General features: G+C 61.8%; 28 protein-coding genes and 1 other RNA gene. 15 read left to right on the top strand and 14 right to left on the bottom strand.

The window, feature by feature from the left end; translation table 11 throughout:
- Nucleotides 1–2: 2 nt before the first annotated feature.
- From WNZ15_RS05515 to WNZ15_RS05505, 3 genes are read right to left on the bottom strand one after another with little or no spacing between them, the layout of a single operon-like run.
- Complete coding sequence (locus WNZ15_RS05515) at nt 3–764, bottom strand: ABC transporter permease (protein ID WP_342891954.1); 762 nt, start codon at nt 762–764, stop codon at nt 3–5.
- Nucleotides 761–1,252 carry a GNAT family N-acetyltransferase gene (locus tag WNZ15_RS05510; RefSeq protein WP_342891953.1) on the bottom strand — a complete coding sequence of 164 codons (492 nt, stop codon included), beginning with the start codon at nt 1,250–1,252 and terminating at the stop codon, nt 761–763. Before WNZ15_RS05510 ends, WNZ15_RS05515 begins: the two co-directional genes overlap by 4 nt.
- A 7-nt stretch (nt 1,253–1,259) precedes the next feature.
- On the bottom strand, nt 1,260–2,183 hold the full coding sequence (locus WNZ15_RS05505; RefSeq protein WP_342891952.1) for an ABC transporter ATP-binding protein: 924 nt from the start codon (nt 2,181–2,183) through the stop codon (nt 1,260–1,262).
- A gap of 244 nt (nt 2,184–2,427) precedes the next feature.
- Between WNZ15_RS05505 and WNZ15_RS05500 the strand changes: the two genes are divergently transcribed.
- The 3 genes from WNZ15_RS05500 (at nt 2,428) to WNZ15_RS05490 (ending at nt 5,752) form a co-directional block, all read left to right on the top strand.
- Complete coding sequence (locus WNZ15_RS05500; protein ID WP_342891951.1) at nt 2,428–3,330, top strand: pirin family protein; 903 nt, start codon at nt 2,428–2,430, stop codon at nt 3,328–3,330.
- A 148-nt stretch (nt 3,331–3,478) separates the two neighbouring features.
- The gene (locus WNZ15_RS05495) at nt 3,479–4,648 is read left to right on the top strand and encodes a GNAT family N-acetyltransferase (protein WP_342891950.1); all 1,170 of its coding nucleotides are present in this window, start codon (nt 3,479–3,481) and stop codon (nt 4,646–4,648) included.
- Between the two features lie 171 nt (nt 4,649–4,819).
- A complete protein-coding gene (locus WNZ15_RS05490; RefSeq protein WP_342891949.1) occupies nt 4,820–5,752 on the top strand; it encodes a PhzF family phenazine biosynthesis protein in 933 nt (310 codons plus the stop codon).
- Nucleotides 5,753–5,806: 54 nt separating this feature from the next.
- On the opposite strand, the gene WNZ15_RS05485 is transcribed toward WNZ15_RS05490, so the two are convergent.
- Entirely contained in the window at nt 5,807–6,463 is a 657-nt protein-coding gene (locus WNZ15_RS05485) for a glutathione S-transferase family protein (RefSeq protein WP_342891948.1), read from the bottom strand.
- Between the two features lie 131 nt (nt 6,464–6,594).
- On the opposite strand from WNZ15_RS05485, the gene WNZ15_RS05480 reads away from it, so the two are divergent.
- From WNZ15_RS05480 to WNZ15_RS05465, 4 genes are all read left to right on the top strand, one after another.
- Nucleotides 6,595–6,933 carry a metalloregulator ArsR/SmtB family transcription factor gene (locus WNZ15_RS05480; RefSeq protein WP_342891947.1) on the top strand — a complete coding sequence of 113 codons (339 nt, stop codon included), beginning with the start codon at nt 6,595–6,597 and terminating at the stop codon, nt 6,931–6,933.
- Nucleotides 6,930–7,421, top strand: coding sequence for an SRPBCC domain-containing protein (locus WNZ15_RS05475; RefSeq protein ID WP_342891946.1), 492 nt, complete (start codon nt 6,930–6,932; stop codon nt 7,419–7,421). The genes WNZ15_RS05480 and WNZ15_RS05475 overlap by 4 nt, the downstream gene beginning before the upstream one ends.
- 141 nt (nt 7,422–7,562) lie before the next feature.
- Nucleotides 7,563–8,282: a DUF899 domain-containing protein gene (locus tag WNZ15_RS05470; protein ID WP_342891945.1), complete on the top strand. Its 720-nt coding sequence runs from the start codon at nt 7,563–7,565 to the stop codon at nt 8,280–8,282.
- 520 nt (nt 8,283–8,802) lie between these two features.
- Nucleotides 8,803–10,359 carry a 2-isopropylmalate synthase gene (locus WNZ15_RS05465; RefSeq protein WP_342891944.1) on the top strand — a complete coding sequence of 519 codons (1,557 nt, stop codon included), beginning with the start codon at nt 8,803–8,805 and terminating at the stop codon, nt 10,357–10,359.
- Between the two features lie 336 nt (nt 10,360–10,695).
- Here the strand turns inward: WNZ15_RS05465 and WNZ15_RS05460 are convergent, their stop codons facing one another.
- Both WNZ15_RS05460 and miaA read right to left on the bottom strand, forming a co-directional pair.
- Complete coding sequence (locus WNZ15_RS05460; RefSeq protein ID WP_342891943.1) at nt 10,696–11,235, bottom strand: GNAT family N-acetyltransferase; 540 nt, start codon at nt 11,233–11,235, stop codon at nt 10,696–10,698.
- 211 nt (nt 11,236–11,446) lie between these two features.
- The gene (gene miaA, locus WNZ15_RS05455) at nt 11,447–12,397 is read right to left on the bottom strand and encodes a tRNA (adenosine(37)-N6)-dimethylallyltransferase MiaA (protein ID WP_342892607.1); all 951 of its coding nucleotides are present in this window, start codon (nt 12,395–12,397) and stop codon (nt 11,447–11,449) included.
- Between miaA and serB the strand changes: the two genes are divergently transcribed.
- The gene (gene serB / locus WNZ15_RS05450) at nt 12,396–13,286 is read left to right on the top strand and encodes a phosphoserine phosphatase SerB (protein WP_342891942.1); all 891 of its coding nucleotides are present in this window, start codon (nt 12,396–12,398) and stop codon (nt 13,284–13,286) included. The genes miaA and serB overlap by 2 nt on opposite strands.
- Nucleotides 13,287–13,381: 95 nt before the next feature.
- On the opposite strand, the gene WNZ15_RS05445 is transcribed toward serB, so the two are convergent.
- The 6 genes from WNZ15_RS05445 to WNZ15_RS05420 form a co-directional block, all read right to left on the bottom strand.
- Entirely contained in the window at nt 13,382–14,797 is a 1,416-nt protein-coding gene (locus tag WNZ15_RS05445; protein WP_342892606.1) for a Do family serine endopeptidase, read from the bottom strand.
- Nucleotides 14,798–15,011: 214 nt separating this feature from the next.
- Nucleotides 15,012–15,197, bottom strand: coding sequence for a DUF2065 domain-containing protein (locus WNZ15_RS05440; RefSeq protein ID WP_342891941.1), 186 nt, complete (start codon nt 15,195–15,197; stop codon nt 15,012–15,014).
- Nucleotides 15,194–16,126 (bottom strand): protease modulator HflC, encoded by a 933-nt coding sequence (locus WNZ15_RS05435; RefSeq protein ID WP_342891940.1) that lies wholly within the window; start codon nt 16,124–16,126, stop codon nt 15,194–15,196. The genes WNZ15_RS05440 and WNZ15_RS05435 overlap by 4 nt, the downstream gene beginning before the upstream one ends.
- 2 nt (nt 16,127–16,128) lie before the next feature.
- Nucleotides 16,129–17,316: an FtsH protease activity modulator HflK gene (gene hflK, locus WNZ15_RS05430; protein WP_342891939.1), complete on the bottom strand. Its 1,188-nt coding sequence runs from the start codon at nt 17,314–17,316 to the stop codon at nt 16,129–16,131.
- Nucleotides 17,317–17,546: 230 nt separating this feature from the next.
- Entirely contained in the window at nt 17,547–18,008 is a 462-nt protein-coding gene (locus WNZ15_RS05425) for a GNAT family N-acetyltransferase (protein ID WP_342891938.1), read from the bottom strand.
- Entirely contained in the window at nt 18,005–18,541 is a 537-nt protein-coding gene (locus tag WNZ15_RS05420) for a dihydrofolate reductase (protein WP_342891937.1), read from the bottom strand. The genes WNZ15_RS05425 and WNZ15_RS05420 overlap by 4 nt, the downstream gene beginning before the upstream one ends.
- Nucleotides 18,542–18,697: 156 nt before the next feature.
- Here WNZ15_RS05420 and WNZ15_RS05415 point away from each other — a divergent pair, with 156 nt between their 5' ends.
- Genes WNZ15_RS05415 through WNZ15_RS05405 form a run of 3 tightly spaced genes read left to right on the top strand, consistent with a single transcriptional unit; the run spans nt 18,698 to nt 21,168 of the window.
- Nucleotides 18,698–19,072, top strand: a complete 375-nt coding sequence (locus tag WNZ15_RS05415; protein ID WP_342891936.1) for a TfoX/Sxy family protein — start codon at nt 18,698–18,700, stop codon at nt 19,070–19,072.
- Nucleotides 19,069–19,749, top strand: coding sequence for a DUF2461 domain-containing protein (locus WNZ15_RS05410; protein ID WP_342891935.1), 681 nt, complete (start codon nt 19,069–19,071; stop codon nt 19,747–19,749). The genes WNZ15_RS05415 and WNZ15_RS05410 overlap by 4 nt, the downstream gene beginning before the upstream one ends.
- 60 nt (nt 19,750–19,809) lie before the next feature.
- Nucleotides 19,810–21,168, top strand: a complete 1,359-nt coding sequence (locus tag WNZ15_RS05405; protein WP_342891934.1) for a GH1 family beta-glucosidase — start codon at nt 19,810–19,812, stop codon at nt 21,166–21,168.
- A gap of 132 nt (nt 21,169–21,300) precedes the next feature.
- Here WNZ15_RS05405 and WNZ15_RS05400 read toward each other — a convergent pair whose 3' ends face one another.
- Nucleotides 21,301–22,371, bottom strand: a complete 1,071-nt coding sequence (locus tag WNZ15_RS05400) for a serine hydrolase (RefSeq protein WP_342891933.1) — start codon at nt 22,369–22,371, stop codon at nt 21,301–21,303.
- 176 nt (nt 22,372–22,547) lie between these two features.
- On the opposite strand from WNZ15_RS05400, the gene WNZ15_RS05395 reads away from it, so the two are divergent.
- Nucleotides 22,548–23,933, top strand: a complete 1,386-nt coding sequence (locus WNZ15_RS05395; RefSeq protein ID WP_342891932.1) for a multicopper oxidase family protein — start codon at nt 22,548–22,550, stop codon at nt 23,931–23,933.
- Between the two features lie 11 nt (nt 23,934–23,944).
- Here the strand turns inward: WNZ15_RS05395 and WNZ15_RS05390 are convergent, their stop codons facing one another.
- Complete coding sequence (locus tag WNZ15_RS05390; RefSeq protein ID WP_342891931.1) at nt 23,945–24,739, bottom strand: thymidylate synthase; 795 nt, start codon at nt 24,737–24,739, stop codon at nt 23,945–23,947.
- Nucleotides 24,740–24,892: 153 nt separating this feature from the next.
- Between WNZ15_RS05390 and ssrA the strand changes: the two genes are divergently transcribed.
- From ssrA to WNZ15_RS05375, 3 genes are all read left to right on the top strand, one after another.
- Nucleotides 24,893–25,262, top strand: a transfer-messenger RNA (tmRNA) gene (gene ssrA / locus WNZ15_RS05385).
- Between the two features lie 171 nt (nt 25,263–25,433).
- On the top strand, nt 25,434–26,012 hold the full coding sequence (locus WNZ15_RS05380) for an SspB family protein (protein WP_342891930.1): 579 nt from the start codon (nt 25,434–25,436) through the stop codon (nt 26,010–26,012).
- 16 nt (nt 26,013–26,028) lie between these two features.
- Nucleotides 26,029–26,238 (top strand): DUF4169 family protein, encoded by a 210-nt coding sequence (locus tag WNZ15_RS05375; RefSeq protein ID WP_342891929.1) that lies wholly within the window; start codon nt 26,029–26,031, stop codon nt 26,236–26,238.
- Nucleotides 26,239–26,242: the final 4 nt, after the last annotated feature.

Here is a 26,242-nt window from a genome sequence, read left to right as displayed (position 1 = left end):
GCTCAAGGCTTCAGGCGGTAACCGGTCCTGAATATCCAGTGCACAATGGCCAGCGACCCTGCAAGAAAGATCAAGGTCGCCAGCAGCGACAGCCACAGGCTGACATCCGCCTGACCATAGAAACTCCAGCGGAAACCGGAGATCAGGTAGACGACCGGATTGACCAGGGTGATCTTCTGCCAGATTTCCGGCAGCATGTTGATGGAATAGAAGCTGCCGCCCAGGAAAGCCAGCGGCGTGACGATCAGAAGCGGCACAAATTGAAGTTTCTCGAAATTGTCCGCCCAGATACCGATGATAAAGCCGAGCAAGGCGAAGGTGACCGCGGTCAGCAGGAAAAACGCCGCCATCCAGAACGGGTGCTGGATTTCGAGCGGCACGAAGAAATTCGCCGTGATCAGGATGATCAGGCCGACGAGGATCGATTTGGTCGCCGCCGCGCCGACATAGGCGACGGTGATTTCGAGGAACGACACCGGAGCGGACAGGATCTCGAAGATGGTGCCGGTGAAGCGCGGAAAATAAATTCCGAAGGCAGCATTCGAGAGGCTCTGGGTCATCAGCGACAGCATGATCAGGCCGGGCACGATGAATGCACCGTAACTGACGCCGTCAACTTCCGATATGCGTGAGCCGATCGCAGCGCCGAACACCACGAAATAGAGCACGGTGGAGATCACCGGCGAAATGATGCTCTGCATGATGGTGCGCTGCGTGCGCGCCATCTCCGCCACGTAGATTGATTTGACCGCTTCGAAATTCATGTGCCCGCGTACCCCGCATCCAGGATCAGTTCCATCCGGGGCAAAGTGCGTCCCGGGATCGAGCCGGACGGAGTCCGGCCTGTGGTTTGAAAGCCCATGCGGGCATAAAACGGTTCGGCGAAGGGATCCGCATCCAGGCCGATCCGGGTCAGTTGAAGCTCTCGTGCCCGCTTCAGCAACACGTCGAACAGGCCCTGCCCCACACGCTTGCCCTGCCACTGCGGATCGACAAAACAGGTCTCGAGTTCACCCGAGACGCGGTCCGCGCCGGTCGACAGGCGGATGCATCCGACCGGTTTCCCGTCCGGCCCTTCCGCCAGCCAGAAGTCGTCGTCCTCGATCCAGCTGTCGCGTACCCGCAATTCGTCGGCGCATAGGGCCATGAAGGCATCGTCATAGCCATTGGACTGCTTGGACCGCATGCACAGGTCGCTGAGCGCGTCCCTGTCCGCCGGTTCCGCCTTGCGGATGGTGAATTGCCTGGTCATCGGCCCCTCATCCCTGCTTGACAAGGTCGACGAAAATGTCCTCGAGCGTGGACTGGTCCGTCTGCAGATCCTGAAAGCGCACCCCGGAAGCAGCAAGGTCGGTGAGCAGCGCCGTGATACCTGTCCGTTCGGCCTGACTGTCATAGGTGTAGACCAGACTGGAACCGCTGTCCTCGAGCCTCAGACCGTAGCTCGCCAGATTGTCCGGGACGGCTTCCAGAGGTTCGTTCAAGCTGAGGGTCAGAAGCTTGCGGCCGAGCTTGCGCATCAGTTCGGCCTTGTTCTCGACAAGGACGATCTCGCCATTGTTGATCACGCCGACCCGGTCGGCCATTTCCTCTGCTTCTTCGATATAATGCGTCGTCAGGATAATCGTGACACCCTTGTCGCGAAGGTCTCCGACGATGCGCCACATGTCGTGCCTGAGTTCAACATCGACCCCGGCCGTCGGCTCGTCCAGGAACAGGATCTTCGGCTCATGCGCCAGCGCCTTGGCGACCAGAAGCCGCCGCTTCATGCCGCCGGACAGCGCCATGATCGCGTTGTCGCGCTTGTCCCAGAGGGTCAGGTCCTTCAGAATCCTGTCGACCAGATCGCGGTCGGGCCGCAGGCCGAACAGGCCGCGACTGAAGGCCACCGTGTCGCCGACCAGTTCGAACGGGGCCGTCGGCATTTCCTGGGGCACCAGGCCGATCAGCTGACGCGCCTTCCGGTAGTCCTTCAGGGCGTCATGGCCACCGACATGAATGGTGCCCGAGGTCGGCTGCACCAGCCCGCAAATCGTGCTGATCAGGGTCGTCTTGCCGGCACCATTCGGTCCGAGCAACGCGAACACCTCGCCTTCGGCGATGTCCAGGGACACCGATTTGAGCGCCTGGAAACCACCGTCATAGGTCTTTTCCAGATCGCGTACGGACAGTATCGGAGCCATCAGTTTCAACCGGTTTGAATGTGGGATTTGACCAGATGGCCAACAGGCGAGCACACTTGCATGTGGGCAGGGCCGCCGCAAGATGCAAGGCCGCGCGGATCGGCCTGGAACGGTCGCCGGCCGGCTGCACCGCTCAGCCATTGTTTCGGCTCATGAAACACTGCGTTTGGCCGAACCGGTCTGGGTTTCACGGCCCCCGCCGCTATAGTGTTCTGTGTAACAACGCCCAGAGCAGGAACCCGTCATGTCCATCCGCCCCGTCACGCATATCGGCACCACGCAACCGACCATGGAAGGCGCGGGCGTCAAGTTGGAACGCGTGTTCGGTTTCCGGGACCCGGAGATGCTGGACCCGTTTCTCCTGCTCGACGACTTCCGCAACGAGCGTCCCGAAGACTATCTGAAGGGCTTTCCCTGGCATCCGCACCGGGGCATCGAGACGATCACCTATGTGCTTGCCGGCACGGTCGAACACGGCGACAGCCTGGGCAACACCGGAAACCTGAGCGCGGGCGACGTGCAATGGATGACCGCGGGCCGCGGTATCATGCATCAGGAAATGCCCAAGGGCGACGCAACCGGCCGCATGCACGGTTTCCAGCTCTGGGCCAACCTGCCGTCCTCCCTCAAGATGAGCGAACCGCGCTACCAGGACGTCACGGCCCCGGACATTCCCGTGGTCATCGACGACGACGGCAGCTCGGCCAGGGTCATCTGCGGCGAATTCTGGGGCAAACGCGGCCCCGTCGACGGCATCGCCGCCGACCCGCAATATCTCGACATCCATGTCCCGGCGGGAACAAAAAAGCGCTTCAAGGTGGACACCTACAAGCAGACCTTTGCCTATATCTTCGAAGGCTCAGGCACCTTCGAGGGCGCTTCCGACCCGTTCGGCGTGCTGACGGAGAAAGAATTCGGCGGCGAGGAGCTGAAATTCCGCGACCGAACAGGCAACCGCTCCCTGGTCATCTTCGGCTCCGGCGACGAGATCGTGGTCCAGGCAGGCGCGCAGGGCATCCGTTTCCTGCTGGTCTCCGGCGCCCCGATCCGTGAGCCGGTTGCCTGGCACGGCCCGATCGTGATGAACACCCGCCAGGAGCTGATGCAGGCCGTCAGCGAACTTCAGAACGGCACGTTCATCAAATAGGCCGACGTCGACATTGGACATTCCCGGTGCTTTCGGGCGGGACGACCGGTTGGCGGAAGCTCCGGGCAGGCGCATGTGTTTCCGCTTGCCTTTGAACCTTCACAATGACCGGTTACGCCTGCGCATCGCCCACCAAGCCGGACTGCCCATGCCCCTGAAACTCCGCCCTGCCACAATCGCCGATGCCCCCGCACTCACCGACATTCTCCGTTCCGCAAAGACCACCCGGGGCTTTGCGGAAGACCAGATGGCGGAATGCCGGAATTCCCGGAACATAACCGAAGCGACGATCCGGTCTCTTCATGTGACTGTGGCCGAGCAGGACGGTAAACCGGTTGCCTTTTCCGGCCTGAGCCAGCAAGGCGCGGACACCCTGCGCATCGACTTTCTGGTCGTCGCACCCGAGACCCGGCGCCTTGGCATAGGAAACCTGCTCCTGACGCGCGCAGAGGATGATGCCAGAAACCGGGGTCTGCTACGCCTCTTTCTGGAGACCGGCCCGCAGGCGGATCCATTTTATGAGACCCGGGGGTTTCGAACCATTGCCACAAGGCGAAGCGAATTGTCACCGGACACCGACATTTCGCTAATGGAAAAGCGGTTATCGCAAGGTGTGCACAAGGTCCGGGCCCTGGATATCGGTGTGTCGTCTACTCCATGGGCTTTCGAGATGGACAATGAACAGGAAATCCTGAGCCATTTCGAGGATGCCAAAAAACGCATCGCCCTCCTGTGGAACGGACGCACCTTGAAGCTGACAGGGTTCCGCTTCGAGGACGGTGTCTTCAGCGGGAGCTGTTGTGAAAGTTCATTCGCCGCCCATCTTGCCTGGCGCGACTGGGGAGCTCCGGACACGTCTGCCTTCAATCTCTTTGGGTCCGCGATCCTGAGATCCGGTGACGGAGCACTTCTCTATGGTGTCATGTCCGCGCGTACAGCCACCGGCGGTCTGATCTATCCGCCGGGCGGAAATCTGGATCTCTCCGATCTCACCCCGGATGGCAAGGTCGATGCGGTTGGGGCAATCTATCGTGAACTGGAAGAAGAAACCGGTCTCACCGACAAGGACGTTCGACCGCGCGAACTCCTGATTGCTTTCGACGGCCCGCGCATTTCAATTGCACAACTGTTCGACATTGACGGAAAAGCGGAGAACCTGCGGGAGCGTATCCTGCGCTTTTCCGAAGCGAGCGAAGAGCAGGAACTGGCCGATATCCGTATCATCCGCCACCGGAAAGACCTCGAAGACCCCTCGATGGTGCCTTTTGCCCGCGCCATCGGCGATTATCTGCTTCCGCACCCAAACTTCCCCCGGTGAACCGGTCCTGGGGACGCAGGCGGCGTGATCCGCTTCGGAATGCGTGGTCCCTGCGGCAAGCTTTTGTTCACCATGATAGACCGATAGGCACTGGCAGGACTTGCCCAGACATGCAAAAGTCCGCTCACCTCAGGAACCGTTGCCGGATCAATCGCCAGGGAGAACGTAAATATGGGCCGTCGCTACGCGATACTGGATGTCTTCACCAACACCAGCCTCGCCGGGAATCCCCTGGCCGTGGTTCTGGACTCCGAAGGCCTGAGCGACGAGCAGATGCTGAAGATCGCCGGCGAGTTCAATCTTTCCGAAACGGTCTTTGTCTTTCCTCCCGACAAACCCGGCCAGTCCGCCAGCATGCGCATTTTCACGCCGAAACTGGAATTGCCCTTTGCAGGGCATCCGACAGTGGGAACAGCCATACTGATTGCCATGGAACGCTTCGGCGATGTGTCCGGCGAACAGGACTCCGTGGTTGTTCTGAAGCAGGCAATCGGTCCCGTTCGCTGCGCGGTGATCCTGCGTGAAAACGCGGCTGCCTTCGCCGAATTCGATGTTCCGAGCCTGCCGGAGCCGGCCGGCCCCACGCACAATACCGAGTTGATCGCAGCCGCCCTCAACCTGGAGCCCACCGATATCGGCTTCGAGAACCATGCCCCGTCGCGCTTCCGGGTCGGCCCGCCCTTCACATTTGTGCCGGTGCGCGATCTCGATGCGCTGGCCCGGGCCAAGCCAGTGCCGTCCATGTGGAAGGCCGGGTTCGGCAAGAATGGCAACAACGACAACACCGGCGATCACAACGACGCCTATGTCTATTGCCGCGAGACCCGTTCCCACGACAGCGCGTTCCATGCACGCCTGTTTGCTCCGGACATGGGCATTCCGGAGGATCCGGCCACCGGGTCGGCTGCCGCAGCGTTTGCGGGCGTGGTCGACTATTACGACGACCTGCCCAACGGCACGCATCACATCCGGATCGAACAGGGCTTTGAAATGGGCCGGCCTTCCCTGATCGATCTGGAAATCGATATCGAGGGCGGTGCGATGCATGCCGTCCGCATCGGTGGCCAGGCCACCCTTGTCGCGCGTGGAGAACTGTTCCTCTGACCCTGTTGCCGGCGGCCCGGATGCGGGCCGCCGGCAAGGTCGCGTTCCGCCCGACTATTCCGCCGCTTCGGCGAGGGCCCGTGGTGCCGTGGCACTCCACGACGGCACGTCTTCCAGACGCTGATACCAAGCCTTGATGTTCGGATAATCGTCCAGGGGAACCTGCGATCCCGGATGCATCGCCAGTGCCGAGTGCGAGCCGACGGCGAAATCCGCCACCGTCAGCCTGTCCCCGAGAACGAAGTCGCGGCTCTCCAGGTGGCTTTCCAGGACGGCCGCAAACCGGTGGTAGTTTTCCAGGGCGGCATCGATCTTTTCCTGGTCGGGCGCGCCCAGGCCGAAACCCGCCTTGGCCACCGTTTCCCAGACGATTTCACCCAGCGCCTTGTTGTAGTGAAGGACCTCCCAGGACATCCAGCGCAGAACCTCGATCCGCCCGATCCGGTCCGTCGGACAGAACTCCCCGGCCCCCTGTCGCTCACACAGATAGATCATGATGGGATTGGATTCCCAGAGTTTCAGATCGCCATCGACCAGGACCGGAACTTTCTGGTTGGGGTTGAGAGCGCGAAACTCCTCGGTCCGGTGTTCTCCCTTCATCAGGTCGAATTTGCGGATCCGGGTTTCCCCTTCAAGTCCCAGATGACCAATGGCCGCCAGAACACGGCGGCTGTTGGGGGACACGTCGGTCACATAAAGCTGCATCATCATTCCCTCTCCTGCTTGGCACTTGCGCGGCATTGCCGCGGGCCGGTCGGTCAATGATCGAAAGTCGGTCATTTACTCAACCTTATGGTTGACTATAATGAAAGCAGATGTTAGTCAACCAAAAGGTTCACTTTATGACAGCGACGGACATGCCCCAACTCGACCAGACCTTTTCCGCCCTCAGCGACGGCACCCGCCGCGCCATCGTTGCCCGGCTGGCCGACGGAGAAACATCCCTGTCCGATCTGGCGGAACCGTTCGACATGTCCCTGACCGCGGTGTCCAAGCACCTTCGGGTCCTGTCCGATGCGGGTCTGGTCGACATCGAAAAACGCGGCCGCACCCGCCATTGCCGCCTGCGCGGCGCTCCGATCAAGGAGGCCGTCGACTGGCTCGGAAAATACGAAGCGTTCTGGATCGATCGCTTCGACGCCCTCGCCCGACATCTCGCCAATGAGGATCGTGAAAAATGACCGTTCAACAACCTGCCCGTGAATTTCTGAAATCGTCCCCCGGACTGGAGCCGATCATCGTGGAGGGCCTGTTCCGCGCTGCGCCTGCCCGGGTATTCCGGGCCTTCACCGAGCCGGAAGAGGTCCGCTGCTGGTTCGTGCCCAAGGGCGGCAACCTCGTTTCGGCGGAAATCGACCTGAAGGTTGGCGGCCGCTGGCGCTTCGTCATCGAAAGGACCGGGGAAAAGCAGATCCATTTCGAGGGCGAGTACCTGGCGATCGATGCCCCCAACCGGCTGGAATTCAGCTGGCGGCACGTCCAGGAATTCGCCAACGGCGAAAGGGACGCGACCGACAGCTCGAAGGTCATCGTCACATTCCTGGAGGCCGGCAAGGCAACGGAAGTGAAGCTGCGCCACGAAGCCATCAAGTCCGAGGATGCGCGCCGCGGTGTCGGCGGCGGCTGGAACGGCTGCTTCGGCCGCCTGGCGGACTTCGTCGCGGCGTGAGGCGCTGAGCGAAACGCACAACCGGTGGGCTTCGCAATCGACAAAACTTTGGTTCAACACGCTGAAATGCGAGTGGGCTCCGGATCTGCGCTGCGCTGGTCCGGGGTGACACCCGGGTTCAAACCAGGCAGGGAGAAAGCCATGACCACCCCGAAAATCGTCAGCCACGAGGACTGGCTGGAAGCACGCAAGGCATTTCTGAAAAAGGAAAAGGCCTTTACCAAGGAGCGCGACGCACTTTCCGCCGCGCGCCGGGATCTGCCCATGGTGATCGTCGAGAAGGACTATGTCTTCGACACGCCGGAAGGCAGCAAAACGCTTGCGGATCTGTTCGGCCCGCACCCGCAACTGCTGATCTATCATTTCATGTTCGGCGAAACCTGGCAGGAAGGCTGTCCGAGCTGTTCCTTCTGGGCGGATAACTTCGACCGGCTCGACGTGCATCTGGCCGCACGCGACACGGCTTTCGTCGCGGTCTCAAATGCTTCACTTGAGAAGCTCGAAAACTACAAGAAACGCCTGAACTGGAGCTTCAACTGGGTTTCGACCGCCCAGAACGGTCATGGCAACGGCTTTGGCGCCGATTTCGGCGTGACGTTTCCGGACAGGAAGGATCCTACAGGGCTCGGCTACAATTACACCGGCCGTGTCTTCGGTGAGGAAATGCCGGGCGTCAGCGCCTTCCTGAAGCTGCCTGACGGCCGTATCGCCCATACCTATTCCACCTATGGCCGTGGCGTCGACGGCCTGAACATGGCCTACAACTTCCTCGATCTCACCGCAATGGGCCGTCACGAGGGCGATCTGCCTCAACCGATGGCCTGGGTGCGCCGGCGGGACGTGTACGGGGCGGAAGGGTAAGACCCCGGCCGAAGGCCTCGGCTTGCTGAAACTCGCGACCGCCGCTTCCACAGCGCGCTCCGGCCAACAGCCGGAGCGCATGTCGCAGCACCGGAAATCACAGGCGGCACGCTCTGTCTCCGGGATCTGCCTGGCCAGACAAAAGCCGGTTGCATCGTTTTCCATCCTGACTTAAAAACAAGAACCGTTAACCGCCGGGTCACGCTTTTGCGTCACGCTCGACGGACTGCCGAAATACAGACAACCGATCTGAAGACGACCGAAGGCCCAAGACAGACCCATGATCGCGCCCCGCGACATCTCCGGTTTTTCTTACGACGCGCGAACCGAGCGCGGCGGCCTCATCCTACTTGGCGATCTCCTCCTTCTTAGATGCCCCTGAGCGTCGGCTGATCCGCGTTTTTGTTGCGGAACGGGCACTTGGGGGAGAGTTTTTCAAAAAAACCGCATCACGAACACCGGATCGCACCGCCCGCGCCAACACCGTTTACGGGACAGATCCAAGCCAGGACAAAACACCATGACCGCCACATCCCAGAAGGATCAGATACGGATCTTCGACACCACCTTGCGCGACGGCGAACAGTCGCCCGGCGCGTCGATGACACTGGAAGAAAAGCTGCAGATCGCCGAAATCCTCGACGACATGGGCGTCGACATCATCGAGGCCGGCTTCCCGATCGCGTCCAATGGCGACTTTGAAGCCGTCAGCGAGATCTCCAAACGCTCCAGAAATTCCGTGATCGCCGGGCTGGCGCGCGCCATCCACGCCGACATCGATCGCTGCGGCGACGCCGTCAAACATGCCGGCAAGGGCCGCATCCACACCTTTGTCTCGACCTCGCCGATCCATCTGAAGTTCCAGATGAACAAGACGGAAGAACAGGTTCTGGACATCATCACCGACACGGTGACCCGCTCGCGCAACCTGATCGACGACGTCGAATGGTCGGCGATGGACGCAACGCGCACCCCGATCGACTATCTGTGCCGCTGCGTGGAGGCCGCCATCAAGTGCGGCGCAACCACCATCAACCTGCCGGACACGGTCGGCTATGCCACGCCGGACGAATACAAGGCCATGTTCGAGCAGATCCGCGAACGGGTGCCGGACAGCGACAAGGCGATCTTCTCCGTCCATTGCCATGACGACCTGGGGCTCGCTGTGGCCAATTCCCTGGCCGGTGTGGCCGGCGGCGCCCGCCAGATCGAGTGCACCATCAACGGCCTCGGCGAGCGCGCGGGCAATGCGGCGCTGGAAGAGATCGTCATGGCAGTGCGGACCCGCGGCGACGCACTGCCCTTCGAGACCCGGATCGATCCGAAATTCCTGGTGCGCGCATCCAAGATGGTCGCCGGCGCGTCGGGCTTCGCGGTCCAGTACAACAAGGCCATCGTCGGCAAGAATGCCTTCGCCCACGAGAGCGGCATTCACCAGGACGGCATGTTGAAGAATGCGGAGACCTACGAAATCATGCGCCCGGAAGATGTCGGCGTGAAAGCCACATCGCTGGTCATGGGCAAGCATTCCGGACGTCATGCCTTCCGCGACAAGCTGAAGGAGCTGGGCTTCGATCTGGGCGACAATGCCCTGCAGGATGCCTTCCGCCGCTTCAAGGACCTCGCCGACCGCAAGAAGCATGTCTATGACGAGGACATCGAGGCCCTGGTCGAGGATGAAATCAGCGTCCTGGGCGAAAGCACCAAGGTGATCGCGCTGACGGTCATTGCGGGCACCGGCGGGCCGCAGAAGGCAATCCTGACCATGGATGTCAATGGCCAGCACATCACCAAGGAAGCCACCGGCGACGGCCCGGTCGACGCCACCTTCAACGCGATCAAGTCGATCGTGCCGCATGAGGCGACCCTGTCGCTCTATCAGGTTCATGCGGTGACCGAAGGCACGGACGCGCAGGCGGAAGTCTCCGTGCGCCTGGAAGCCGGCGGCCGGATCGCCACCGGCAAGGGCGCTGACACCGACACGCTGGTCGCCTCGGCCCGCGCCTATGTCTCGGCCATGAACAAGCTGGCCCTGCGCCAGCAGACCGGGAACCCGGGCGCCTTGCAGGCGGTGTAACAGCCGAACCGCAGACCGTCATCTGAAAGGGCCGCGCAAGCGGCCCTCAAACGGCTGACAAACCCCTGGCGTCATTCCGGCCGGTCTGCAGCGCAACTGCATGGCCAGAGCCGGAATCCAGCCCATACTTCGCGCTGCAGGCGCGTTATTGCTTCTTGTTTCAGATGTTTGACTTGCTCAGGTGCTCGCTTTCGCTCGCGCTGACACGCTGGATCCCGGATCAGCGCGCAGCGTCGTTGCGCTTGTCCGCGTTGTCCGACTGAGAACCTGTCCACATGCCGAGGGCCGCGCGAGCGGCCCTTTTCAGTATGTGTGGGTATGGGTGGGCAGTCCGTCTCAGGCGCTCAGAAGGTAGGACTGCATCGAGGGACTGAAAAGCTGGAAGACATCGGCCTGCATGCCTTCGATCACCTTGCTTTCCCGGTGACGGAATCCGCTGTCCTGAACCACTTCGCGCATCGACCGGTTGTCGGTGCGCACCACGGCGACCAGGTGAGAGAAATAGGTGTTCTCGAAAAACCATTCGGACAGCGACCGGCACAGGCGTTTGGGCAGGTCCTGATCGCGCTCAAGCAGATCGTGGCGCAGGCAATAGTTCAGGCTGATTTCAGAAGTCTCGCTGACCGGTGTGAACCCGGCCCAGCCCTGGAACGCCTCATCGGCCGAAATCGCCTTCCATTTCGCGAAGCCCAGATCGTCCTGTGTCTGCTGTGCGGACCGCACCAGTTCGGCGGCATCCACGACGGAGCAGTTGGTCGAAAACTCCGTACACCGGTTTCCAAAAGGATCGGAATGAAGGTCCTTGAGCAGATTGATATCGGCCGGAGCGAATGGGACAAGCCGCACCGAACCGCATTCGAGAAAGATCGTCTGCACAGTGTTCTCCCAGAATTGAAATCCACGCAGCGGGCACTGCCTCCGCAAAAGCGGCTCCGGCTGCGTACCGGATTTATGTAACCCTGAATTGTGCCATCCCCATGGCAGTCGCCAGCATACTGTCAAAAGAGGCAAAAATATATCCGCAGTACCAACAGGTTAAGGTGATACTCCCGCTGCACCGCACATCGTCGAAGTTGCCATTGTCATCTCATGAAAGGCGCTGAAATCGGTCCAGATTGATTTCGTCCGAAGGATCAACCCGTTGCCAGTCACCCATCTGATTCCGGAACCACGTCTCCTGACGTTTCGCGTATTGCCGCGTTGCAACAGTGAGCCTGTGGATCGTTTCCGCGCGATCGGCCTTGCCGGCCAGAAAGGCGCCGATTTCCGGAACGCCGATGGCGCGCATGGCCGGCAGCGTGGCCGGCAAGTGTCGTTCCAGCAAGGCCCGCACTTCCGCAATCCCCTCTTCGGAAAGCATCAGCTCCGCGCGCCGTGCAATCCGCTCATGCAGCCACGGCCGCGGCGGAGCCAGCACGACACGCTGGCACATCTCTGCCGCAAGCAGCGGCTCCGACTGATGCGCGCTCTGCCAGCGGGCCAGCGGCGTGCCGGTTGCCATCAGCACTTCCAGCGCCCGCGCAAGACGCTGTGGATCGCCAAGGCGTGCGGCCGTCTCCTCATCGCCCCGGGCGGCAAGCTCCCGGCGAAGCCCCTCGATTCCCTCCCTGTCGGCAAGGTCCCTGGCCTCCGCCCGAATGGCGTCAGGCACTTCGGGCATGTCGGCGAAGCCTTCCGTCAGACCCTTGAAATAGAGCCCCGTGCCGCCGATCAGGATCGGCAGGCGGCCCGCGTCACCGGCCGCCTGAAGCTCCCCGGCGGCAAGACGCAGCCAGGCGCCCGTGGAAAACGCGGTCGACGCCGGCAGCACCCCGTAGAGCCGGTGCGGAACCTCGGCCTCTTCTTCGGCAGAAGGCCGCGCGCTGACCACGCGCAGATCCCGATAGAGCTGCATGGAGTCGGCATTGATGATGACGCCATTCAACGATTTGGCCAGCGACAGCGCCAATGCGGACTTGCCGCTGGCCGTCGGCCCGGCTATCAGAATGGCGCGTTTGCCCAAAGCCTTTGTCCCGCTGCCTTTCAAGGAATCGTCCATGTCACTCGTCGCCACCTTGGTGTCCACACCAACAGCGCCCGCCGTCGATACGGACCTTGTCCGCAGGGCGTCCGACGCTCTTGGCGTATCGGGGACAACCACCGTTCTGAGCCCCGGACTTGCAGCCGATATCCGGTTTTCAGGACAAGATACAAGCTCCGCGGCAGCGGAACTGCGCTCCGTCGTCGGCCAGGCCCCCGTTGACGTCTTTGTGCAGCCTGAGAGCGGCCGCCGCAAGCGCTTGCTGATCGCGGACATGGATTCCACCATGATTCGCCAGGAATGCATTGACGAGCTGGCCGCCGAACTTGGTCTGAAAGACCGGATTTCGGCAATCACGGAGCGGGCCATGCGCGGCGAGATCGAATTCGAGCCAGCCCTGCGCGAACGCGTTGCCCTCCTGAAAGGCCTCCCGGTCTCGGCCATAGACACGGTTCTCAGCGAGCGCATCCAGCTTATGCCGGGCGGCCGCACCCTGGTACAGACCATGAAGGCGAACGGTGCCTATTGCGCGCTGGTCTCCGGCGGCTTCACCCATTTCACCAAGGTTGTCGCCAACATGATCGGCTTCGACGAGAACCAGGCCAACACGCTGCTGGAAGACACCGGCCTGCTGACCGGAGAGGTCCGGGAACCGATCCTGGGCAAGGAGGCCAAGCGCGCCCGTCTCGAATACCTGGTCGCGGACCGGGGCCTGTCCCTGGAGGAAACCCTCGCAGTGGGTGACGGCGCCAACGATCTTGCCATGATCGAGCGCGCGGGCGCCGGCGTCGCCTACCGCGCCAAGCCGGCCGTTGCCGAAGCCGCCGATTTCCGCATCGATCACGGCGACCTGACCGCCCTGCTCTACCTGCAGGGTTACGCGGAACACGATTTCGTCCTGAGCTGACACCTGTCGGTAATTGCGATTGCGAGCAAACTCCGGAGACAAAAAGGGCGCCACACCGGGCGCCCTTTTCAATTTCGTCGAGGTCAGGCTGCGGCCTATTCGTCCTCGATCCTGACAGGTACGAAGCGGACATCGCCGGACGGATTGGCCAGCAGCAGCAGCGCCGAACGCCGGCCGTCTTCCTTCAGCTTCTCGACCTGGGCTTCGACATCGGCCGGTGTCTCGACAGGTTCCTGCGCGACTTCCTTGATGACGTCGCCCGCAATGACCCGCTTTTCCTCGGCGGATGTGCCCGGCTCGACTTCGGTAACAACAACGCCGGTGACCCCCTCTTCGATGGAGAACTGCTTGCGCAGCGCATCGTCGAGCTCGGCCAGCATCATGCCCAGCACCTTGCTCTTTTCGGCGGGCTTGTCCTCCGGCTGGTCATCGGTGGTCGCGCTTGCTTCCTCAATCTCGTTCTCTTCCAGGCGTTCGAGCGTCACGCTGATGGTAACCTCTTCGCCCTTGCGCAGGACGATCACTTCGACGTCCTTGCCGATGGCCGTCTCGGCAACCATGCGCGGCAGTTCACGCATCGTCTCGACTTCGTTGCCGTCGAACCTGACGATGACATCACCCGGCTCGACCTTCGCCTTGGCGGCAGGTCCATCGTCGGTCACGCCGGCGACAAGCGCGCCCATGGCCTCGTCCATGCCGAGGCTTTCCGCGATTTCGTCAGTGACTTCCTGAATGCGCACGCCAAGCCAGCCGCGGCGGGTTTCGCCGAATTCGCGCAGTTGCTCGATCACCCGGGTGGCGGTCTTGGCCGGAATTGCGAAACCGATGCCGATGGAGCCGCCGGAAGGCGAGATGATCGCCGTGTTGATGCCGATCACGTTGCCGTCCATGTCGAACAGCGGTCCGCCGGAATTGCCCCGGTTGATGGAGGCGTCGGTCTGGATGAAGTTGTCGTAGGGTCCGGAATTGATGTCGCGGTTACGTGCGGACACGATACCGACCGTAACCGTTCCGCCGAGGCCGAACGGATTGCCGATGGCCATCACCCAGTCACCCACGCGGATGGAGTCCGAATCTCCGAGCGAGACGGCCTTCAAGGGGGCTTCCGGCTCGACTTTCAGAACCGCAAGGTCGGTCTTTTCATCGGTACCGATGATTTCCGCCTTGAGTTTGGTGCCGTCATTGAAATTCGCGGTGATTTCATCCGCCCCTTCAATGACATGGTTGTTGGTGATGATGATGCCTTCGGTCCCGTCGACGACAAAGCCGGATCCCAGGGATTGCACACGGCGCGCCTGGTCTTCTCCGGGGTTCTGCCGGTTGAAGAATTCCTCGAAGAATTCCTGGAACGGCGAGCCGTCCGGCACTTCCGGCATCGGCACCGAGCGCCGGCCCTGCACGGTCTGGGCTGTGGAAATATTCACAACCGCATCCCCCAGGTCTTCGGCAAGGTCCGCTACGGAAACCGGCCCCTGGGCCCGGGCTGTATCGGCAGGCTGAAAGGCAGCCATTCCGCCAAGCAGGATGACTGCTGCCGCCATCGCGCCCCGGATCATCCGGCGGCGAATAAATTCTGGAGCCATAGGGCTTTCTCCTCATCCCAGCCTTGGACGTGCTGCTCGATTTGTGTGCACCGAGCAGTCAGCCGATGGGTTTCTACTGGTTCTTGAACCAGAATATAGAACGGGCGGGACGTTTTTGCGCCTCCCGCCCGAAAACTTTTCGTTATCCGCGAATGATCCACACAAGAAATACGCCGATCACCGCCGCGACAAGGCCCGTCAGGCGCAAGGTCTGGTCAGGTGTCTCGAGCGCGCTGCGCATGATGGACTTCATGCCACCGGGCACGAGCGCGTAGAGAACACCTTCAAGCACCAGGACCAGGCCCAGCGCGGTCACCAGCTCGCTCATTGAGCGGCAAGTGACGGCGACCGGTCGGAGACCCCCTGACTGTCATTATCATTCTTGGCCGAAGGCAACACGCCCATCGGATCCTTGAAGAAGCGGAAGAAACTGGAGTCCGGAGACAGCACCAGGCTGGTGTCGCCCGACCGCAATCCGGCTTCATACGCCTGCATGGACCGGTAGAAGGCGAAGAACTCGGGATCGGCACCAAAGGCCTCGGCGAAGATCTGGTTCCGCTCCGCGTCACCCTCACCGCGCTTGATTTCCGAATCCCGCTTGGCTTCGGCCACCAGGACGGTTGCATCGCGGTCCGCGCGGGACCGGATCCGGCGGGCGGCTTCTTCGCCCTGTGCGCGGATTTCCGTGGCTTCCTGCTGACGTTCCGTCTGCATCCGGGCGTAGATGGCCTGGGAGTTGGCATCCGGCAGATCCGCACGGCGGATCTTCACGTCGATCACCTCGATGCCGAGTTCCTCGGCATTGGCATTGATGTCCCGGCGAATGTTTTCCATCACACCGGAACGGTCGTCCCGCACGAGGGCGGCGAAACTGGTACGGCCGATCTCGGAACGCAGGGAAGACTGAAGCAGGGTGGACAGACGCCGGTTGGCGGTCTGGACGTTGGCGACACGCTGGTAGAACAGGACCGGATCCGAGATCGTGTAGCGAGCGAACGCATCCACGATGAGGCGCTTCTTGTCCGAGGAAATCGGCTCGAGCGGCGGCATGTTCAGGTTCAGGACGCGCTTGTCCATGTAGACCACGTTCTGGATGAACGGATACTTGAAGTAGAAGCCCGGTGTGGTTTTCGGCTCTTCCACGATCCGCCCGAGCTGCAGGACCAGGGCCTGTTGGGTCGGGTTGACGATGAAGATCGACATGTAGCCGAGAACGGCGACGGCGATCAGGATGATTGCGAGAATTCCACTGCGCATGATCAGTTTCCTCCGGTCCGTGCCGACGTGGCGGAGTTGCCCCGTCCGTTCAGGTCATTGAGCGGCAGGAAAGGCAACACGCCAGATCCGGAGGAGTCGCTATCAATGATGATCTTGTTGTTGGACCCCAGAACCTTCTCCAGGGTTTCGAGATACATACGCTGGCGGGTGACACCCGGCGCCTTCACGTATTGTTCGTAGATCTTGGTGAAACGCTGGGACTGACCGGTCGCCTCGGCGATGGTCTGATCCTTGTAGGCGTTGGCCGCTTCCTCGACCCGGGCCGCTTCACCGCGCGCTTCCGGTACGATCCGATTGGCGTAGGCCGTGGCTTCGTTTCTGATCCGCTCTTCATCGGCGCGCGCCGCCTGAACGTCGCGGAAGGAGTCGATGACCTGTGCAGGCGGATCCACGCGCTGCATCTGCACCTCGGCGATCTCGATGCCCGCGCGGTACGAATCCAGCGTGGTCTGCATCAGGGTAACGACGTCATTCTGGATGGCGACACGGTTTTCGGTCAGGATCGAATCGATGTTCGAGCCGCCAACCGCCTCGCGCATTGCGCTCTCGGCGACCGCTTTCACGGTCAAGGCCGGGTCCTGGATGTTGAACAGGTAGTCGCTGATCCCCTCACGGGTGTTCTTGATGCGCCAGAGCGCCTTGAAGCCGACATCGATGATGTTCTCATCGCCGGTCAGCATCAGGCTTTCTTCCGGAACGTCCCGGGACCGGACCACGCCGGCGCTGCTGACGATTTCATCCACGCCAACGGTGGTTTCCCGCTGAAGCTCGACCTTGGGCCGGTAAACTTCCCCGACCGGATAAGGCCAGTTGTAGTTGAGGCCCGGAGGGGTCTGGTCGGTCACTTCACCGAGCACCAGTTCCACGCCCACTTCGCCTTCGTCGACGACATAGAAACCGGTCGCCAGCCAGCCGATCACGACCACGCCGATGACAATCAGGACACCGATGACACCGAGTCCGCCGCCACCGCCGCCCGGCAGCACATTCTTCATGCGGTCCTGCGTGCGTTTCAGGAGCTCTTCCAGATCGGGGGGATTACCGCCGCCTCCCCGGTTCGATCCTCCTCCCCAGGGGCCGTTGTTGTTTCCACCGCCGCCCCAGGGGCCGCCGCCGTTTCCGCCACCTTTCCAGGGACCACCGCCACCTGACTGATTGCTCCAAGGCATCAATATTTCCTTCTGTGATGCCCGGCAGGCGCTGCCGGGCATGGGGGTTCACCCCTTCTGACTCACCGTTGGTTATAGGGAGGTTGCCGTCAGCTTTCAACGGCAAGCCCATCTCCCGAACCTCGACAAAAGCCTTAAATTTCCCCGCGCCGGAGGTGGGACCTGAAACAGGCCGTGTCAAGCAGTCCGGCACAATTAGCCGCCCCAAGCAGTCGGAATCTACCCGAATATCAGGGCCGGATCATGTCGATATGCGGAATCCCGTCCTGGAGATAGGTCTCAGAGGCGCGCCTGAAGCCCAGCGACCCGTAGAATTTTTCCAGGTGAGCTTGCGCCGTCACGTGGATTTCGCAGTCCGGCGCCAGTTCCTCCGCCTTGAGGATTCCCGCCTGCATCATCGACCTGCCCAGGCCGTCGCCCCTTGCCTCCTGCGCGATCACCACACGGCCGATCCGCGCGGAGGTGCGCTCAGGGTCGACAAACAGCCGGATCGCCCCAAGGAACGCGCCTGTTTGCCCGGACCGGACCAGACAATGCAGCGCTTCGGGATCCTTGCCGTCGATATCCGCGTAAAGAGAGGCCTGTTCCACAATGAACACGTCCTGCCGAAGCTTGAGCAGGTCATGAAGATCAAGGCGTTCCAACTCGTCGAAGGCCGCCCACCTGAACTGGAGAGTGTCGTCTGGGGTCATCTGGTCTCTACCCGGCCTTGGCAATCCTGGCGGCGGTAGGTCACGAAGGTGAAATCCGCGCTGTCCCGGTCGGTGCGCTCGCCCTTCACACGGGCGGTCTCTTGCCACAGCGCCGGGTCGATTGCGGGAAAACAGGTATCGCCTTCGGGAGCCGCCTCCACCTCAGTGATCTCCAGCCGGTCGGCTGATGCCATCGCCTGCGCGTAGATCTGTCCGCCGCCGATGCACATGATCTCGTCAACGCCGAGGTCCACTGCCAGAGCGGCAGCCCGTGCGATCGCGGCCTCCAGCGACGTTGCGGTTTCCACGCCTGGAGGCGCATAATCCGGGTCGCGCGAGATGACCACATGCGGCCGCCCCGGCAGCGGTTTGCCGCCGAACGAAAGAAAGGTCTTGCGGCCAACGATCACCGGTTTGCCGAGCGTCAGCTTCTTGAAATGCTTCAGGTCGGACGACAGCTTCCAGGGCATGTCATTGTCCGCACCGATAATTCCGTTCCGTGCCACAACGGCGATAAGGACAAGCTCGGGCAACAGCCCCTCCGAATCCGGTTTTCTTTTCCCAATGCGCCTCCTAGCATGATTCAGAACGGTCTTGGCAAATCGCCCCTCTTTTCGGGCCGGTGTCGGTTTTGGCCCCGGCCAGCCGTCCTTGCCGGTAACCAGGGTCGAAAAGGGAGAAAACCGACCATGTCCGAGTTGATGGAAACCGTGCTCATCGAGCGCACCCGCGCGCTGATACCCGATACATCCGTCGAGCAGAAGCGCATGTTCGGCGGCACCTGCTTCATGGTCAACGGCAACATGCTTGTATGCGTCTCCAGACGCGGCCTGATGGCACGGGTCGGTAAGGAACAGGAGGCCGAGGCACTTGCGCGGCCCCATGCCGCACAATGCAGGCCGACCGGCCGGCCGATGCCGGGCTTCATCCGGATCGAACCGGAGGGGATCGAGACCGACGACGACCTGCGGCACTGGGTCGAGATGGCCAGGGCCTATGTCTGTGCTCTGCCGCCCAAGGCACCGAAGCCGAAAAGCATGAAATCCGGAAAGGGGGACCGATGACCGCCCCTGCATTTCAACCGGGTACCTTCCGGTTCCTGAAGGATCTCGCCACCAACAATTCCAGGGACTGGTTCGACAGGAACAAGGCTGACTATCAGCGGTTGGTCAAGATACCCGCGGACGCCTTCCGCGCCGGCCTTGCCGATGCGCTCGCCGACCTGACCGGCTGCACAATCGCCTCAAAACAATTCCGCATCAACCGGGACCTGAGGTTCTCCAGGGACAAGACACCCTACAACACCCATATCCGCATGGCTTTCTGGCCGGCAAGCGCCGCATTTGAAGGCAAGGACGCGCAGCCGCCGGGATTTTTCCTGTCGATCGAACCGGACCACATCCGGCTGGGTACCGGCTGCATGACATTTTCCAAACCGGTCCTTGGCGCCTATCTAGCTGCTCTGGAGGCCGGCCGGGGCGGCGAAGTCACCAAGGTGCTGAATGCGGCCGGAAGCTGCGGGTTCAAGGTTTCCGATCCCGATCTGGTCAAGGTGCCGCGCGGTTTCCCGAAGGATCATCCGCACGCGGATCTTGCCAGGCACAAGGGGCTCGCCGTCTGGCGGGATCTTCCGGACACGGGCACGGTTCAGGACGAAACCGCCATCGCCACACTCGTCAAGGTATGGACGCCGGCCCTGCCGGTCTGGAGATACTTGTATAACTTGCAGGAAAAAGCTTGATCCAAAGCGCTTTGGAAACTATCAACTCACCATGTTCATTTGACCATGAAACGAGATGAGATGGCTTCTCCCAAAGATCTGGCCCAGCGCTTTCCCGAGGATTTCCTGTTTGGCGTGGCGACCGCCGCATATCAGATCGAGGGCGCTGCCGCCGAGGACGGCCGCAAGCCGAGTATCTGGGACGCGTTTTCGAAAATGCCCGGCCGGGTCTTCCAGCGCCATTCCGGCGACGTCGCCTGCGATCACTATCACCTTTGGGAAAGCGATCTGGACCTGATCAAATCCCTTGGCGTCGACGGTTACCGGTTCTCCATCGCCTGGCCGCGGATCCTGCCGGAAGGACGCGGTCCGGTGAACGAAAAGGGACTGGACTTCTACGATCGCCTGATCGACGGCATGATCGAACGCGGCCTCAAGGTCTATCCGACGCTCTACCACTGGGACCTGCCGCTGCTTCTGGCCGGTGACGGCGGCTGGACCGCCCGCAGCACGGCCGAAGCTTTCGCCGATTACACGGATGTCGTCGTCAGGCGCCTCGGCGACCGGATGGACGCGTTGGCGACCGTCAACGAACCCTGGTGCATCTGCCATTTGAGCCATCTCTACGGCATTCACGCCCCGGGCGAGAAGAACGCAGAAGCCTTCGCCAAGGCCGTGCACACGCTGAACCTTGCCCATGGCCTCGCCACCCGGGCCGCCCGCGCCGTCCGCCCGGACCTGCCCATGGGCATCGTGATCAATGCCCACTCGATCTATCCGGCAACGCAGAAGCCGGAAGACAAGGCGGCCGCGGACCGTGCCTTCCTGTTCCACAACGACATCTTCTTCTCGCCGGTCTTTCAGGGAACCTATCACCCGGAGATCCTGTCAGCCTATGGCGACAGGATGGACATCCGCGATGGCGACCTGGAGACCATCGGCCAACCGCTCGACTGGTGGGGCCTGAACTATTACACGCCGATGCGCGTTTCCCACGTCCCTGAAGCGGTGGACTATCCGCAGGCCCGCGCCAATCCGCCGGAACCGGGCCCGGAGCTCACGGATATCGGTTGGGAAGTCCATGAAAAGGGTCTGTCGGACCTGCTGAAAGAGCTTTATGCGCGCTACCGGCTGCCGGAATGTTACATCACCGAAAATGGCGCCTGCTACAATGACGCTCTGGTGGACGGCATCGTCAGCGACCAGCGCCGCATCGACTATCTGGAACAGCATTTCGGCGCGGTGCTTGACGCCCGTGACGCAGGTGTTCCGGTCAAGGGCTATTTCCTCTGGAGCCTCATGGACAATTTCGAATGGGCCGAGGGCTACAGCATGCGCTTCGGGATCGTTCATGTCGATTACGACAGCCAGGTCCGCACGCCGAAGGCCAGCGCGCACTGGTACCGGGATCTGGTCGTGGCGCACAAGGCACCACGATAGATCCGGTGTTCGCACGCCGGAGCAAGGGCCCGTCCGTCATGACGGGCCGCCGGCCCTCCCCGGAATGAGGCTTGTTCGGCTGTTGCCCAGGCATCAATGCGCGAAAACCATGTCGGTGAGACAGGCTCAGGCTCAGGCTTCCCGCAGGTTCGCCAGGATGATCTCGCTCCACACCCGGGTCGGCGCAACCCAGGCGTTCCAGGCGTTGTAATTGCCCGAAAAGATCACCGCCGCCACATCCGCCTTTGGACAGAGCCAGAGCCGCTGACCGCCATTGCCGAAGCCCGCGAACCATGGTGTCGGCCCGCCGAGAGCAGGAACCGGTGCCTGGCCGCAGAACCAGAAGTAGCCGTAGTCGGGCCCCTCTCCGGTCGCGATAACCGGCGTCAGCGAGGCTGCAATCCAGGCTTCCGGAACGAGACGGCGGCCCGCGTGCAAGCCATTGTCCAGAACCAGCCGGCCGATCTTCAACAGATCGGGCGCATTCAACCGCAGACCCGAGGCGGGTGAATGGGTTCCGTCCGGACCAGCGCTCCATTCGAACCGCGTTATGTCCAGCGGACCGAACAGCACTTCGCGCGCAAGGTCGGGCAGCTTGCGGCCCGTTCCCGATTCAAGGATCGCGCCGATCAGAGCCGTCGCGCCGCCGCTGTAGATCCAGCGCGTTCCGGGATCCGCGACAAACGGGCGTTCCAGGATATAGCGGAGCCGGTCCGGGGCGCGTTCCATTGCGATTTCGCTGTTTTCCGGATCGGTATAGGGCCGGGTTTCGTCCCAGTCCATGCCAAGTGTCATGGTCAGCGCATGCTCGACAGTGAGACGGTTGCGCTGCGGGTCTTCGGCCAGGTCCTCATAACCCGGAAACAGCTCGAGCAGCGGCGTATCGAGCCGGGGGACGTCGCCGCGTTCGAGCGCAATGCCGTAGAGCAGGCTGACGATGCTCTTTGAAACGGAGCGCAGGTCATGCAGCGTCTGCGCGCCGAAACGCACCTCGCCCAGGGGCACGCCCCAATTCTCGTCCGGGCCGGTCCCGTAGCTTTCCAGCACGGTCTCGCCGCCCCGTTCCGCCAGCACCGCATGAAGATGCGGCAGAAGCCCGGAATCGACCCCCGCGCAGAGCTTGCGGCCAATTCCCGTGTCGAAGCCGCGGTTTTCAGCAGCAAGTGCGTGGGGAGACAGGGAAACACCGTTCGCGGAAACCATTGTGTGCAATTCCTTTCGTCAAATGCGGTCCACAATGAGGCTCCCAGACACGAAACGCGAGTATATTCTGGCCGCCGGCGGCGCCGTTTCCGGCCTTGGCCTTGACCTTCCAGCCGCTGGAACCACCATTGTTGCAGCGGGGTGGCATCAACGTGCAGTCCGGGAGGTTCGACAAGGTGAATCGCAGATCGTTTCTGAAGGCCTCCATGGCCGGGTGCACGAGCATGCTGACACCCGCGTTTTCCATGGCACAGTCGGATGACGGCTTTTTTGAGCTCACGGCGGAAAAAGGCCGGGCCCGGCTGTATGGCAAGCACGGCGGCCTTTCGGACCTGTGGCTCTATAACGGCCGGTTGCCCGGCCCGGACATCCGGGTAACGCGCGGGCAGCGTGTCCGGGTCCGCTTCATCAACAAACTGGACGAGCCGACCTCCGTGCACTGGCACGGCATCCGCATCGACAATGCGATGGACGGCGTCGCCGGACTGACGCAACCAGCGGTCAAACCCGGCGAGAGTTTCGATTACGACTTCGTGGTGCCCGATGCCGGCACCTACTGGTACCACGCCCACACCATGAGCTGGAACCAGGTGCCGCGCGGACTTGCGGGCCCCCTGATTGTCGAGGAGAACGAACCGACGTTCGATCCCGCGCTCGACATCACCATGATGCTGAACGATTGGCGGCTCGACGACAACGGTGTTCTGGAAACCGGAAGTTTTGGTGCCAGGCACGATTTATCCCACGCCGGCCGGCTCGGCAACTGGCTGACGATCAACGGGGCTTCCATGCCGCAGATCCCGCTGCAACAGGGACGCTGGCACCGGTTGCGCCTGATCAACAGTTCCGCCTCACGCGTACTGGATATCGCCCCGTCCCGCTTCGGTGCCAGGGTGATGGCCATGGACGGCCAGAGCTTCGACGCCCCCCGCGACATCGCCGGTACGGTCCGGCTGTCGCCGGCGCAGCGCATGGACCTGGTGATGCGGCCGGAAGAGACCGGAGACATTGCCTTCGAAACCATGACCGGCAAGCCGTTCACCTTCGCGACCTTCAAGGTGGGCGCTGCAACGGCGACTGACCGTCCCTTGAGCGTGCCGCCGGCAAATACCCTGCCGGAACCGGACCTCGAAACCGCCCGGATCCTGCCTCTGGACATGGCGGGCGGCGCCATGGGCGGCATGCGCGGCATGATGACGGGCAGAACGGAAGACGATCTGCGGAAAATGATGCAGGACGGGCTGTTCTGGGCCTTCAACGGCAAGGCCGGCATGGATGAAACGCCCATGTTCACCGCCGCGCGCGGCGAAACCATCGTTCTGGAAAGCCGCAACGACACAGCTTTTGCCCACGCGATCCATCTGCACGGCCATCATTTCCGGGTGCTGGAACGCAACGGTGAAAAGCTGGAAAATCCGGACTGGCGCGACACTTTCACGACCGAACCGGACGAGACCGTGAAGATCGCCTTCGTCGCCGACAATCCCGGCAAGTGGCTGATCCACTGCCACATGCTCGGTCACGCGGCCTCCGGCATGATGTCGTGGTTTGAGGTGGGCTGAACCCGTGAGCGTTACACCGCAATCGGCGCCGAGATATGCGGATGCGGATCGTAGCCGGTCAGTTCGAAGTCCTCGAATTTGAACGCGAACAGGTCTGTGACCGCCGGATTGATCTTCATCTGCGGCAGCGGCCTCGGCGACCGCGTGAGCTGTTCGCGCGCCTGATCGAAGTGGTTGGAATACAGATGCGCATCGCCGAGCGTGTGCACGAAGTCGCCCGGTTTCAGGCCCGTCACTTGGGCGACCATCATGGTCAGCAGCGCATAGGAGGCGATGTTGAAGGGAACGCCCAGAAACACGTCCGCGGAGCGCTGATAAAGCTGGCAGGAAAGCTTGCCGTCGGCCACGTAGAACTGGAACAGGGCGTGGCAGGGCGGCAGCGCCATTTCGTCGACCAGCGCCGGGTTCCAGGCCGACACGATCAGCCGGCGGCTTTCCGGATTGGTGCGGATCATTTCCAGCAGGTTGGCAATCTGGTCGATGGAACGGCCGTCCGGCGCCGGCCAGGAGCGCCACTGGTAGCCGTAGACAGGTCCGAGTTCACCGTTTTCGTCGGCCCAGTCGTCCCAGATCTTCACCCCGTTTTCCTTGAGGTAGCCGATATTCGTGTCGCCGGCGAGAAACCAGAGCAACTCGTGGATGATCGATTTCAGGTGCAGCTTCTTGGAGGTGACCAGCGGAAAGCCCGCGGACAGGTCGAACCGCATCTGGTGACCGAAGAGCGACCGCGTTCCGGTTCCCGTCCGGTCTCCCCGGTCGATGCCCTCGTCCAGGATTTTCTGCATGAGGTCGAGATACTGCTGCACGGGTCCGGCCTTTGATCATTTGCTCTTGAGACTGCTGGTAATGTCGCAGATTTTCGCGAAAACACAGCCCTTCACACGGACTTTCCCCAGGTTGCCTTGCGACGCTGCGGTTCCTGACCGATTGAGCCGGCGAACTGTCCGGCATGCGACATCCCCCTTTCATTTCAGCTCCAAAGCCCCTATATCAGGGATGCTGGTTCGCCAGCTACGGCAATAAACTGTCAGTGCAATAAACCTATCGGACCCGGGGGCGGTACCCGGCGCCTCCACCCAAGCCCATGCGGCCAACATACGGAAATGTTATGGGTTTCGGCGGGGGCGAAATAGGATCGACGAGGGCGTAAAGACTGGTCTTTTGCTCGGCATTGTACCACCGTTATCGGGCTATTCTAGTAGTTGCAAATGACAACTATGCTATGGACAACGCTGTCGCTGCGTAACGCAGTGCCGGTAGTCCACCAAGTCCCGTAGGGTAGCACCTTCAGGCGGGGTCCGGAGGCACCTGGCAACAGAAGCCTCCACTTTCTCTTCTCCAAAATTCCCGCGGCCGGTCCGCCAGTGCAGGCAGCGGCAATCCTGTGCGCGAACGCCACAATAATCTGGGTTCACCTGGAAAAGAGCCTTTTCTTTTTGACCCCGGACCGTCAAAGTGTTCGGGATAAACGACATTCCCAGCGAGATTCGACGAAACCTGATGTCTGAAGACCTTCTGCGATACGACATACTGATCCAGGACGCGCTGCGTGGCGCCGTCAAGAAAATACTTGCCGAAGTCGGACGCACCGGACTGCCCGGAGACCATCACTTCTACATCGCCTTCGACACCAATGCGCCCGGCGTGCGCATCTCGCAGCGTCTGAAAGAACGCTATCCGCAGGAAATGACCATCGTGCTTCAGCACCAGTTCTGGGACCTCGCCATCGGTGAGCATGCCTTCGAAGTCGGTCTTTCCTTCGGTGGCGTTCCGGAAAAACTGCTGGTGCCGTACTCGGCTATCAAGGGTTTCTTCGACCCGTCCGTGCAGTTCGCCCTCGAATTCGATCCGGGCAAGACGGCCGAAGAGCTTCCCGAAGAACTGCTGGAGGCCGTCGAGGAACTTGCCAAGGCCGAGCAGGAGCATGCCGACGGCCAGTCCAAGCCGGACGCGGCGAATGCCGGCAAGGAAGCCGCGGGCGAGCAATCCAACGACAAGGATGCCGTGGCCCTGCAGACGTCCGACAGCGAGGGCGGCGGCGAAGTCGTCTCTCTGGACGCGTTCCGCAAGAAACCCTAACGTCATGGGCTCATGAATGAGCGCGGATATCATCAATCTGCGCATGGCGCGCAAACACAAGAAGCGTGAGGCCGGCGACAAGGCGGCCGAAGACAACAGGCGCCTGTATGGCCGCTCTAAGGCCGATCGCGAGGCCGCGCGCCGCCGCCGCGAAGACCTTGAAACCCATATCGACAGTCACCGTCTCGAAAGCCCCGGTCCCTCCGGGGACAAGGACAGGGAGTGAACCG

The organism is Roseibium sp. AS2, assembly GCF_038900065.1.
Taxonomy (GTDB): Bacteria; Pseudomonadota; Alphaproteobacteria; order Rhizobiales; family Stappiaceae; genus Roseibium.
This window is presented reverse-complemented; position numbering and strand designations above follow the sequence as displayed.